This window comes from Rhizobium sp. 01N447_2 (genome assembly GCF_056399245.1).
Genome location: NZ_JBFTQY010000120.1, coordinates 1 through 11,683, shown reverse-complemented (window position 1 = coordinate 11,683; position 11,683 = coordinate 1). Strand labels below are relative to the sequence as shown.

Sequence of the window (11,683 nt, the reverse complement as noted above, 5' to 3'; positions counted from 1 at the left end):
TCGCGCACTTCGCCGAAAGACTGAAGAAGGCCGGGAAACCCAACAAGGTCGTCCTCGTCGCCGTCATGCGAAAGCTCATCGTGCTCGCAAATACCCTCATCACTAAAAACCGTATCTGGACACCAAATCCACCTTGACACCAAACACAGATGCTCATCCGCCTGCCAGCACCTTCTCCCCGTTGGGGAGAAGGGATTTGTGGCAGCGCCTCACTTCCTCTTAAAGCGTCGGTTGTGGAACCGAAGCCAATCCGCTTGCTCCCTCTTCTCCCCTGCGGGGAGAAGGTGGCCCGAAGGGTTGGTTGAGGGGGTGAGCGGCAAAGCTGCGAATGGCCTGAGCGCAAGCGAAGGGCAATGTAGAGGCGCGCGGGCGAGCAATCCGCTCACCCGCAGCCCGGCACGTCTTCCAACCGGTGCCAGACCGGGATGCCGCGTTCCCGGGCGATGCGGACGTCGTTGTCCGCTCCCTTGGAATCGCCCGGCAGGCGCAGCACGCCCTCGCAGAGCTGCAGCAGCCGGCCGGCGACCGGGTGGAAGATCTCTTCGTAGAGCGCGTCGCCGACCGACCGGCCGCCGGCGGCGTGCCAGATCGGCAGGGCCACCCATTCGCCGATCATCGGCACATGGCCGGCTTCAAACAGCGCGTGCGAAGGCGCTTCCAGCCGCTTCAGATTGGCGGCCATCTTTTCCGGGTCGTCGCCCGTTCCGGACCGATAGGGCCCGGCAATCAAAATCAACATGATCCACTCCTTCGCTCCGCTTATGCGTGAGCACTCCCGGCCTCATGCACGGGATTTCGTGAAAATGCACGATATTTCTTGAATGTCGAGTCACTTCGTGCAATATCGGGCTATTCTATTTAATTTCGTGCAGAGAGACGATGCTGACAACCCAACGCAAGACCCTCATTCTCGACATCCTGCGCCGCGACGGCCAGGTGATCGCCAAGCGCGTCGCCGAGGATTTCGCGCTTTCGGAGGACACGATCCGGCGTGACCTCAGGGAAATGGCGGCGGAGGGGCTGTTGAAACGGGTGCATGGCGGGGCGATGCCGCTGGCCCCGGATCTGCCGGATTTTACCGCCCGGCGCAGCGTGTCGTCGCAGATCAAGACACGGCTGGGAGCGGCGGCGGCGGCGATGGTGAAGCCCGGTCAGATGATCTTCCTTGACGGCGGCACGACGACGGCTGAGATCGCCAGGCAACTGCCGCGCGACATGCCGCTGACGGTTGCGACCCACAGCCCGACGATCGCCGCCGAGCTGGAACACCACCCGACGGCCGAGGTGATCCTCACCGGCGGACGGCTCTACAAACATTCGATGGTGGCGACGGGAGCAGCGGCGGCGGCGGCAATCTCGCAGCTCCGCCCCGATCTCTTCTTCCTCGGGGTGACGGCCGCCCATCCGGTGCACGGGCTTTCCACCGGCGATTTCGAGGAAGCGGCGATCAAGCGGCACATCGCCCGCTGCGCGGCTGAAACGCATGTGCTGCTGACCGAGGAGAAGTTCGACCTCGTCTCGCCCTGCCCGGTGCTTGGCATTTCCGAGGTGGCGGGGCTGATCGTGCCGGCAGAGATGACGGCCGAACAGCTGAAACCCTATCGCGATCTCAACGGCGCAATCGCCGCAGCATGATGGCGCTACGGGAGGGCTGCGGCGCGGCAGCATGCGGCAAGAGGCTTGCGGCAAGGGCCGCGATGAAGGCCGCCAGCACGACATAGGCCGGCGCCGTGCTGCCGGTTCCAAAGGTCAGCACCGTCTGCAGATATGGCTGCGCCAGCGCGATGACGACGGAAAGTGCCGGCATGTCGAGCAGGGTCCCGGCGATCCGCGACAGTTCTGGCATGAAGGCCACGCCGGCAAGCGCGCCGTAGACCGCCGTCAGGCGGAGCGTGAGGCGCAACGGCACCGAGGCTGCAAGCGGCAGTATGTCGCCATCCTCCAAGGCAAAGAGGAGATAGGCTACGAAAGCCGCCAGAAACAGGATGGCGACCGGCAGCACCGCCAGCGTGGCGGGTTGCGTCAGAGCCGCCGCATCGGCTGCAACGAAGAGGAGGATCGGCGTGGAAGCGACAAACCAGATGGCGACGATCGGCCCCCAGAACCAGATGAGCGAGAGCGTGTGAAGACGCAGCAGCGTCGCCATGAAGAGTATGCCGATCGCGGTCCAGATGCAGGCGGGTTTGAGCACGCCCGATATCAGCCGGAGGGCCGGCTCGCAGGCGCCGGCCATGTCGCCGCAACCGGACAGTTGGATCGTGAGCCAGGTGATATAGTCGAGGCTCAACGTGGCGAACAAGAAGATGCCGATACCCATCAGCATCCACCAAAGATAGCGGCCTGCAAACATGCCCTGCCCCCATGGCTTCCAGGACTGTGTTCACGTCGCCGCGAAAGGGTGCATCCGCGATCGCAGGACGTACCCTTTTTATATTAGGTAATTCTTATTTTTCTAATAACTTATATATGCAAGCTCGCACTCACCCGGCCAAGGCGGAGGTGACCCTGACATCGCCGACATGGATGCCGTTCCAATTGCGCATCGGCGTTGCGGCATAGGCCATCAGGCCCGCATGCACCTCGCTCTCCGTCTCGAAGAAACGGGCGAGCGTCGCCGCCACCATGGCTTCGGCGGCGCGGGTCATGCCATCCTCGCATTTGAGCGCAATGGCGATGCCCTTTTCCGGGATCGCGGCACAGAAGACGCCTTCGGCGCCTGTCTTGCAGAAGATGCGGCCTGGGGCGATCCGCATCAGCGCCGTGCAGGCGCGGCCGGAGCCGGCGACATAGAAGGGCTCGGCCATGCAGGCCTCGATCAGGCGGCGGGATGCCTTGGCGCGCAGGGGTTCGAGGCCGGTGCCGGTCGCCATTTTGGCAAAACCATGGGCAAGGCTGCGCAGCGGCACGGCATAGGTCGGGATCGAGCAGCCGTCGGTGCCGCAGCTATCGGCGCCAATCACAGTGCCGCTCAGGCTTTCCATTGCCGCGCGGATCTCGACCTGCAGCGGGTGGAGATAACCGACATAGCCCTTTGGATCGAGGTCCTGATGGCAACAGGCGCAGATGAAACCGGCATGTTTTCCCGAGCAATTGTTGTGCAGCGCCGTCGGCGCATCGAGCATGCGGGCCTGCTGGATCAGTATCTTCTGGTTCATGGACCAATGGGCGCCGCATTCCAGCGTTTCGATATTGCGGCCGGCGCGCGACAGCATGGACGCGGCAAGCGCCACATGCTCGTCCTCGCCATTGTGCGAGGCGCAGGCCAGCGCCAATTCCTTGTCACCGAAGCCATAGGCATCGGCAGCACCACTCTCGACCAGCGGCAGCGCCTGCATCGCCTTGCAGGACGAGCGCGGGAAGACCGCGGCCTCGATGTCGCCCAGCGAGAAGACGAGCTTGCCATCGCCATCGACCACAGCCACCGCGCCGCGATGGCGACTTTCGACGAGCAGGCCGCGGGTGACTTCAACGGTGACGGGATTGGTCATGAGCTTTTATCCGGATGCTGGCGGGATAGCGCAGTCCATAACGCGTCACGCGGCGAAAGCCAACGGGGTTTAGACTGCCCCTCACCCTAACCCTCTCCCCGTAAACGGGGCGAGGGGACGTGCCCTGCGAGAGGTTGGTAGGGAACGGAGACGTTGCGGCATATCCCCTTCGGCCCGTTTACGGGGTCCGAAGGACGGGTCGAGACCCGTGGCTCGACCCCGGTTGGTGGCGGCAGCCGGATGAGGGGCTTTTGTGGTCTCGGCCCTACGTCAAACGCTGCCCTCGGGGCCGCCTGCGCTTTTCTATTCTCTTTCGACAACGATTTTCCGCAGGACACCGCCACTGTCAGGAACCTGGACTTCGATGGCTTTGCTCTTATTTCCGGGTTTCGCCTTGCCGCAAATTGCAATCGCAGCCCTCATGAGGCCTCTGTCAGTCATGCGTTCTCTGTCAGTCGGTATAACTGGCTTAAAAGTATCTGTGGCTTCTCTCGCCGATTCCCATGTCATCTGGAAACCACATCCCCTCATCACAAGATCCCGAAAGAAGTGTTGAACGAGCGGCCGACCGTCAGGGGCAACGCTACTGCAACCTGCAACGGCGAAAGAAAGCGCAACAGCGCCAACAAAGCGAAATTTCATTGTCCCCATCCAATTGATCAACCCCGGCGAGCACTAAGGGCAGAAGATTGATAGAGTCAATCGGCCATGAGCACGGCGAATTTACCAGTTGGAGGCTCAGCCTCGCCGCGGGCTCGGAGCGCGATCACATCGTCCAAATATTCATCACATAAATTGACCGAGGCGATCGAAAACTATCGTTTCTCTGATAGGTCCGATGCGGCTAAGAGTGGTGCATCAGGAACCGCTCCCCATGCCATCCACCTTTTCCTTGATCCTTCGCGACAACAGGATCCGTATTCCGACCGTGACACTCGTCGCGCTGGCCTTCACCTATGCTTCGACCGCGCCCTACCAGTCGATCATCGGGATCAACGAACTCGGCTTGAGCAATGGCGCCTATTCGGCGCTGGTGTTCTTCTCGGCAATCGTCAACGTCACAACCAGCCTGACGCTCGGCATCTGGTCGGACAGGCTGAAAGAGCGCCGGCCGCTGGTGCTGGGGCTTTGCGTCGCCGGCATGCTCGGCTTCGGGTCGATCGCGATCTTTCATAGCCCCGTGGTCTTCATCTTCTCCACGCTGTTGCTGGTGCCGATGAGCAATTCCACCTATTCACTGCTGTTCGCCAGCCTGCGCGCCAGGACCAACCAGATGGACCGCGGCCAGGGGGCGGCGATCACCGCAACGGTGCGGGCACTCTTTTCCGGCTCATGGGCGCTGGCGCCGGGGTTGATCGGCCTCTATCTCGTCAGTTCGCCGTCGATGACGCCGGCCTACGGGATCGCGGCATTGGCAAGCTGCACCTGCTTCTGCCTGTATTTCTTCTTCGCACCCCGAAATGGCGCCGCCGGCCCTGCCCCCGATCACGCCGGCTTCTTTGCTTCGCTGAAACGGATCTTCGTGCCGCATGTGCTGTCGCGCGTCACCGTCATGGCGATGCTGTTCGGGTTGCAGCGGCTGAACGCCATGCTCCTGCCGCTGATCATCACCCATGCGGCCGGTGGCACTGTGGTTGATGTCGGCTTCATGGCAGGCTTGACGGCCTTGCTCGAGATGCCGTTCATGATGATGTGGGGCTTTGCGCAGCGCCGCTTCCGGACCGTACATGTGCTTGCCTTCGGCGCGCTGATCTATTGCGTCTATCTGCTGCTGCTCGGTTTTGCTTCCGCGCCCTGGCACATCTACGCACTGCTTCTCTTCAATGCCTGCGGGGCGGCAGCGATCCTCAGCGTGCCGATCACCTATCTGCAGGACCTGATCGCGGACCGGCCGGGACTTGGAACCTCGCTGATCTCGCTGAACACTTTCATTGGGGTTGGCATCAGCGCCGGCCTCTTCGCCTTCGGCACCGCAATCACCGATTATTCCGGCACTGCCTTCGTCGGCGCGGCCGCGGGTCTGGCATCGATCGGAGTGCTGCTCTATCTCGAAAGCAGCCGGCGGCAGGCGCGGCAGTTGGCTTGAACCACGACGTTCCGATCGACAGGCGTCAACGCGGCGTGACGCGGTAGGCGCAGCGGCGGGCGCCGAGGAGGATGTGTTCACTGCGCTCGATATCGGCGCCGAGGACGGCGCGGAAGGTTTCGAGTTCGGAGCGGCAGAAGCCGCTGCAGGCGGCGGCGGCGGCGCAGATCGGGCAGTGGTTTTCGACCAGCATGAAGGAGCCGTCTGCCTCCTGCCACTGATCAGCCATATAGCCCTCGCGGGTGCGAATCGCGGCAAGGGCCTCGACGCGCGAGGCAAGGTTGTCGGCATTGCCGAGTTCCTGCCGATAGCGCTGCAGCGTCTCGGCCTCGCGGGCGGAGATGACGGTATCGAGGGCTGCGGGGCCGAGCTGTTCTACGAGCATGCCGAGGAGATTTGCCGTCAACTCGGCATGGCCATCCGGGAACTGGCGGTTGCCGCTGGCCGTGAGGTGCCAGAGCTGGCGCGGCCGCCCCCTGCCCGCGGCGGCAACGGTGACCGGTTCCACCAGCCCCTCCTCCGCCATCTTCGACAGCTGCTGGCGGGCGGCCTCGCCCGAAATGCCGAGTGCATCGCCGATCGCAGCGGCGAGCTGCGGGCCGTCGGTCTTTATCAGGATCAGGATCCGGTTGGCGGGGGACTGGCGCATATTTTCCAAGTCAAGTCTTGTTTTAATCAGGATGACGTGTAATTTTCCAATTTATAACTTGGAAAATAATCCTTCGCCAGCAAAAATATCGAGTTCATCCCATGTCGGATATCGACCAGATCGCAGCCATCCCGAACCCCAGTTCCCTTTTCCGCCTCTTTCTGCCCGAGCACCTGCCGGCAACCTTGATGCTGGCCGGCGGCGTGACGCTTTATGCGGTGGAGAGTTACATCATGGCGACGATCGCGCCTTCGATCGTGCGCGATATCGGCGGCCTCGCGCTGTTTTCCTGGGTCACCAGCCTGTTCGTCGCCGCCGCGGTGCTCGGCTCGATCTTCGTCGCCATGCGGCCGCGCGGGATCGGACTTCGATCCGTCTATGTGATCGCAGCACTGGTCTTCGGCGTCGGCAGCCTGATTGCCGCAGCCGCACCGTCGATGCCGGTGGTGCTGATCGGTCGCGCGGTGCAGGGTCTGGGAACAGGCGCACTTGCAGCGCTCGGCTATGCCTTCATCCGCTTCGTTTATCCCGAGCCGCTATGGCCGAAGGCCTCGACGCTCTATGCGGCGATCTGGGGGGTCTCGACCGTCATCGGGCCGACACTCGGCGGCTTCTTTTCTTCGGGTCACGCCTGGCGCTATGCTTTCATCGTGCTCGTGCCGCTCGGGCTGCTGATGGCGTTCCTGGCGCCGCGGCTTCTGCCCGAGGTCGAGGACGACCGCGAGCAGGAGAAAACCCCGGTTGCCCAGATCGGACTGCTGCTTGCTGCCGTGCTAATGGTGAGTGCGGCCGGCGCGATCGAGACGACGGGCGCGAAAATCGCTTTGATCGCAGCCTCGGTCGTCGCGGTCGCCGGCATGCTCTTCATCGAGGGCCGAAGCCCGAACCGGCTCTTGCCGTCCGGCGCCGTCAGCCTTTCCCGGCCGATTGCACGGGTCTATCTGACGATGCTCGCCATGACCGTCGTGCTCGTCGGCGATGTCTTTATTCCCTATTTCCTGCAGACCCTGCATGGGGTGGCGCCACTCGTATCGGGTTATCTGGTGGCGCTCGTCGCCCTCGGCTGGACATTCGCGGCCTTCCTCAGCGGCTCGCTGACTGGCAGACGGGCCTATGCGGCGATCGTCATCGGCGCTCTCATCGAGGCGGCAGCGACCGCTTGCCTCGCCGTCTTCCTGGCCAAGGACAATCCCGAGGGGCATATGCTCCTCATCGTGCCGGCGGCGATCGGCATGTTCATGATGGGCTTCGGCATCGGTCTTGGCTGGGCGCATCTCGTCGCCATGGTGCTGAAACTCGTCGCCGACAACGAGAAGGACAAGGCTTCTGCCGCGATCCCGACAATGAGTTCGCTCGGTGGGGCGTTCGGGGCCGCCTTTGCCGGCGTCATCGCCAATGGCGCCGGCCTCGTTCATCCCGGCGGCATATCAGGCGCGCTGTCGGCGGCGCACTGGCTCTATCTGCTGATGGCGCTGCCTGGTGTTCTCGCCCTCGGCGTGTCGCTGACATTACCGCGCCGCGCGTCCGATAGGACGCACTAAGAGCGCCCTATCTCTTTGTTTTGGCGCAATTCCCGGCAAAAGCGCTTCGCGCTTTGCCTGGCAAAACCGCTGCACACTTTTGCTGGAATTGCTCTAGCCAACGCGCAGCATGACCTTGCCGACATGGCTGCCGTCTTCCAGCAGCCGGTGGGCTTCGACAACCTCGTCGAAGGCAAAGACCTTGTGGATGACGGGCGCGACGGTGCCGGCGGCGAGCAGCGGCCAGACCTCGGAGAGAAGATCGTCGCGGATGGCGCGTTTTTCTTCCGCCGTGCGCGGCCGCATGGTGGAGCCGGTGACCGTCAGGCGCTTGACCATGATCGGCGAGAGGTTGACCTTTTCGGCGATCGCGCCGCCGAGGAAGGCGATGATCGACAGGCAGCCATCCCTCGCCAGCGAGGCGATGTTGCGCTCGAAATAGGCGGCACCGATCATGTCGAGGATGATATCGACGCCGTGGCCGGTCTCGGCCTTGATGACCTCGGCGAAATCCTCGGTCCGGTAGTTGATCGCGCGTTTGGCGCCAAGCTTTTCGCAAGCCTCGCATTTCTCCTTCGAGCCCGCCGTCGCGTAGACCTCGGCGCCGAAGGCGCGGGCGAGCTGGATCGCCGTCGTGCCGATGCCGCTGGAACCGCCATGGATCAGCACCGTCTCGCCTTCCGTCAGCCCGGCCATCTGGAAAAGGTTGGCCCAGACGGTGAAGAAGGTCTCAGGCAAAGCTGCCGCCTTCACCGCATCATAGCCTTTGGGAAAGGGCAGGATCTGGCCTGCCGGCAACAGGCAATATTCGGCATAGGCGCCGCCATTGGCGAGCCCGCAGACCTTGTCGCCGACGGCATGGCCGCGGACGCCGGGGCCGACGGCAACGATTTCACCCGACAATTCCAGACCGAGGATCGGGCTCGCATCCTTGGGCGCGGGATAGCTGCCCTGCCGCTGGGCAATATCGGGGCGGTTGACGCCGATCGCCTCGGCGCGCACCAGAACCTGCCCGTCTTGGGGTACTGGAAGCGGGCGCCTGCCGATCGTCATCACCTCCGGCCCGCCAAAGGAGGGCAGATCAACGAAACGCATATCCTGTGGCAATGGCATGACCGGCTCCTCCCTGGAACGGTTCAGCTTTTGGTGGAAGTGCGCGGAACCGCTCTAGCTTTTGTCTAAAACATAGGAAGTAAATCAGCCCCGGAGGCTTGGGAAGGCTTGATGTGGCAGAGGCGTCAATTCGCCTCGCCCACTGCATAAGTGCTACAGCGTCCTTTGCGCGTCTAAAAAGACGCGCGGCGCTGTAGGAGATGGAAGACCAGGCCTTCCTCGCTTTCCTTGGCGGCCGATTTGATGATGGCGATCTCGGCGCTGACGCGGTTGATATCGTCGATGACGAGGCCTCCCGGCAGTTCGATGACGCCGATCGAGCAGCGCATCAGCGGGAACAAGGCTTCGGCGCCGGTGCGGTCGTGACCGAGGATGCGGCCGGCGGCGCGGTCTTCGTCGGAATAGAGATCGCGCACGTCGTCGTGGAAATCGCTGATCAGCCGGTCGAGGATCTCCGTCAGTTCCTCCTTGGTCCAGCCGACAATGCCGATGAAGAAATCGTCGCCGCCGACATGGCCAAGGAAATGGCGCTCGGCGAAGAAATAGCGGCGCATCAGCGCGGCAAACAACGAGATCGCGTGATCGCCGAGATGGAAGCCATAGGCATCGTTGAACGGCTTGAAATTGTCGAAGTCGCAATAACAGAAGTGGCGGAGCTCATCGCCGTCGCGGCCGGACTGACGCATGAAATCGCGGATGGCGCGATTGCCCGGCAGGCCGGTCAGCGGGTTCTGGTCCTGCGCGGTCTTCAGCTGTTTCTCGTTGATGACCTTGATCAACGAGGCGGCGGAGACGACGCCGGCATAACGCATATTGTCGGTCAGGATCAGGCAGTTGCTGCCTTCCATATTGGCGAAGATCGCCATCAGCTGCTCGGCGTCGCTGTCGAGGCCGACGATCGGCGCCATCTCGACGAAATGCGAGATGCTGCGCTCATACATCTTGTTCTTCAGGAGATCGCGGCCGAAGGGCTGGTAGATATATTCCTTGAGGTGATGCTCGTGGATGATGCCGCGCGGCTCGTCATTGGCATTGAGGACGGGAAAGAAGGCCTGGCGCGGATTGCGCCGGAAGAGTTCGAAGACGCTGTCGATGCTGTCATTCTCGTAGACCGTCGGCAGCAGCTCGATCTGCTTGCGGATGAGGATTTCATCGAGCGACTGGCTGCCCCGCTTGCTCTTGCCGAGCTCCTGCAGATGCGGGAAGGACGGCGCCAGCTCTGATATATGCGTCGTCGGACGGGAGATGAACCAGCCCTGGACGAGGTCGACGCCATATTCGCGGCAGGCGATGAATTCGGCCTCGGTCTCGATGCCTTCGGCGATGACGCGCGTGCCGAGCACGTGGGCAATGTTGACGATGCTTTTCAAGAGATGACGCTTGCGCGGGCTGCGATCAATCTCGGCAACGAAATGACGGTCGATTTTGAGATAATCGACGGGATAGTCGCAGAGCAGCTTCATCTCGCCATGGCCGACGCCGAAATCGTCGATCGCCAGCTTGAAACCGGCCTTGCGCAGCCTGGAAACCAGGCCGGAAAATTCCGGCACGCTGGTATTGTCGAAACGTTCGGAGAATTCGAAGCAGACGGAGGATGGCGGAATATTGGCCTTGCGCAGGTGTTGCAGCAGGGTCTCGACCAGGTTTTCGCCATGTGGGATGAGCCGGACATCGAGATTGAGGAACAGCGTCGCGGTGGAGAAATTCGACAGCGTCGCGAATTTGGCGAGCGCGCGGCTGGCGACCATCTGTTCGAGCTGCAGCAGCTGGCCCAGCTGATGGGCCTCGTCGAGGATTTCGACCGGCGTATCATAGCCGATGCGGTCCTGGCCGCGCATCAGGGATTCGTAGCCGAAGACCGTGCCGGTGCCGGCCTCGACGATCGGCTGGAAGGCGTTCTCGACCACGAGCTTGGCAAGGGTTACGATCTGATCGCTGGCGTAGCGGCGCAGGACATCCGGCGCGACGGTGGCAGCCAAGGACATGCCGGTCTTCATTGTGGCTGATCTCCACTGTGACTTGTTCTTTTTCGTCCGGAACATGCCGCAGAAGGGTCAATGAACTCTTTCGCCAGTGTGAAAGTTTTATGAAACGCGCAAGGGCGCCATACGCGCTCCGCGTTTATTCCATTTTTCCAATGCAATCAAATGCTTGCTCAGGCGGAGCGACGGCGCTCCGCCTCGTGATCGGCGAACATGTCGGCGACGCATCTGCCGCCGGATGGAGCGTCGTCGTCAAGAATATCGTCCCGGAACTCATTGAGCTTGCGGGCGGTATCCCAGAGACGCAGCGCCTCGCGAACGACCTCGCTGCTCGAGGCATAGCCGCCATTGTCGACGGCGGCGCGGATGCCCGCTGCCTGTTGCGGAGAGATGGAAACGGTGACCATCGGCATGAACTTCCTCCCTTTTCTGATCAGACAGAACCCTGCCTCTGGGGGACGCATGACCATTTTCAGCATTCTCGGCGATCTCGCCGGTGCCTTGGTGCATTCGCACATCGGACCGCCCGCTTGCCGGGATCGGCCCATAACCCCTTAAGTCTAATCCCCTGTCATAGCCTTGTCAAAAAAAGAACGGCCGCTCTCCACAATCTCAACGGCGGATACCGATGCCGAAGGCGATCACCGTCGAGCCCTGGACGATAAGATCGGCCGCCAGGAACAGGCCGAKGATCCAGAGGCTGTTCACCGGCCAGCCGAGCGCGATGACGAAACCGGCAAGGGCGGTGATGACGCCGCTTGCGACGATCCAGCGCCAGCCCTTGACCGGCTTCATGCGCATGCCGACCCAGGTGCGGAAGACGCCGGCGATGACGAGGGCGAGCG

Annotated in this window: 10 protein-coding genes and 2 pseudogenes; 4 read left to right on the top strand and 8 right to left on the bottom strand. The window is 62.4% G+C overall.

What is annotated here, in order from left to right:
- A pseudogene (locus AC1ECN_RS37090) lies at positions 1-137 on the top strand (IS110 family transposase); the annotation flags it as partial.
- Positions 138-382: 245 nt separating this feature from the next.
- Here the strand turns inward: AC1ECN_RS37090 and AC1ECN_RS37085 are convergent.
- Positions 383-739, bottom strand: coding sequence for a hypothetical protein (locus AC1ECN_RS37085; protein ID WP_003546432.1), 357 nt, complete (start codon positions 737-739; stop codon positions 383-385).
- Positions 740-879: 140 nt separating this feature from the next.
- Between AC1ECN_RS37085 and AC1ECN_RS37080 the strand changes: the two genes are divergently transcribed.
- A complete protein-coding gene (locus AC1ECN_RS37080; RefSeq protein WP_024322710.1) occupies positions 880-1,635 on the top strand; it encodes a DeoR/GlpR family DNA-binding transcription regulator in 756 nt (251 codons plus the stop codon).
- Here the strand turns inward: AC1ECN_RS37080 and AC1ECN_RS37075 are convergent.
- Together AC1ECN_RS37075 and AC1ECN_RS37070 are read right to left on the bottom strand one after the other, a co-directional pair.
- Entirely contained in the window at positions 1,610-2,350 is a 741-nt protein-coding gene (locus AC1ECN_RS37075) for a hypothetical protein (protein ID WP_024322711.1), read from the bottom strand. The genes AC1ECN_RS37080 and AC1ECN_RS37075 overlap by 26 nt on opposite strands.
- Before the next feature lie 130 nt (positions 2,351-2,480).
- Positions 2,481-3,488: an asparaginase gene (locus AC1ECN_RS37070; protein ID WP_024322712.1), complete on the bottom strand. Its 1,008-nt coding sequence runs from the start codon at positions 3,486-3,488 to the stop codon at positions 2,481-2,483.
- Positions 3,489-4,362: 874 nt separating this feature from the next.
- Between AC1ECN_RS37070 and AC1ECN_RS37065 the strand changes: the two genes are divergently transcribed.
- A complete protein-coding gene (locus AC1ECN_RS37065; RefSeq protein WP_018068789.1) occupies positions 4,363-5,574 on the top strand; it encodes an MFS transporter in 1,212 nt (403 codons plus the stop codon).
- 25 nt (positions 5,575-5,599) lie between these two features.
- Here AC1ECN_RS37065 and AC1ECN_RS37060 read toward each other — a convergent pair whose 3' ends face one another.
- Positions 5,600-6,223, bottom strand: coding sequence for a helix-turn-helix transcriptional regulator (locus AC1ECN_RS37060; protein WP_477955850.1), 624 nt, complete (start codon positions 6,221-6,223; stop codon positions 5,600-5,602).
- Positions 6,224-6,324: 101 nt separating this feature from the next.
- Between AC1ECN_RS37060 and AC1ECN_RS37055 the strand changes: the two genes are divergently transcribed.
- Positions 6,325-7,764, top strand: a complete 1,440-nt coding sequence (locus AC1ECN_RS37055; protein ID WP_130672228.1) for an MFS transporter — start codon at positions 6,325-6,327, stop codon at positions 7,762-7,764.
- Between the two features lie 93 nt (positions 7,765-7,857).
- Here the strand turns inward: AC1ECN_RS37055 and AC1ECN_RS37050 are convergent, their stop codons facing one another.
- The 4 genes and pseudogenes from AC1ECN_RS37050 to AC1ECN_RS37035 form a co-directional block, all read right to left on the bottom strand.
- Positions 7,858-8,856, bottom strand: coding sequence for an NAD(P)H-quinone oxidoreductase (locus AC1ECN_RS37050; protein WP_130672227.1), 999 nt, complete (start codon positions 8,854-8,856; stop codon positions 7,858-7,860).
- Positions 8,857-9,029: 173 nt separating this feature from the next.
- On the bottom strand, positions 9,030-10,898 hold the full coding sequence (locus AC1ECN_RS37045; protein ID WP_130661194.1) for a GGDEF domain-containing protein: 1,869 nt from the start codon (positions 10,896-10,898) through the stop codon (positions 9,030-9,032).
- Positions 10,899-11,011: 113 nt separating this feature from the next.
- Positions 11,012-11,251, bottom strand: a complete 240-nt coding sequence (locus tag AC1ECN_RS37040; protein WP_012756551.1) for a ribbon-helix-helix domain-containing protein — start codon at positions 11,249-11,251, stop codon at positions 11,012-11,014.
- Positions 11,252-11,450: 199 nt separating this feature from the next.
- Positions 11,451-11,683, bottom strand: a pseudogene (locus AC1ECN_RS37035) (HdeD family acid-resistance protein); the annotation flags it as partial.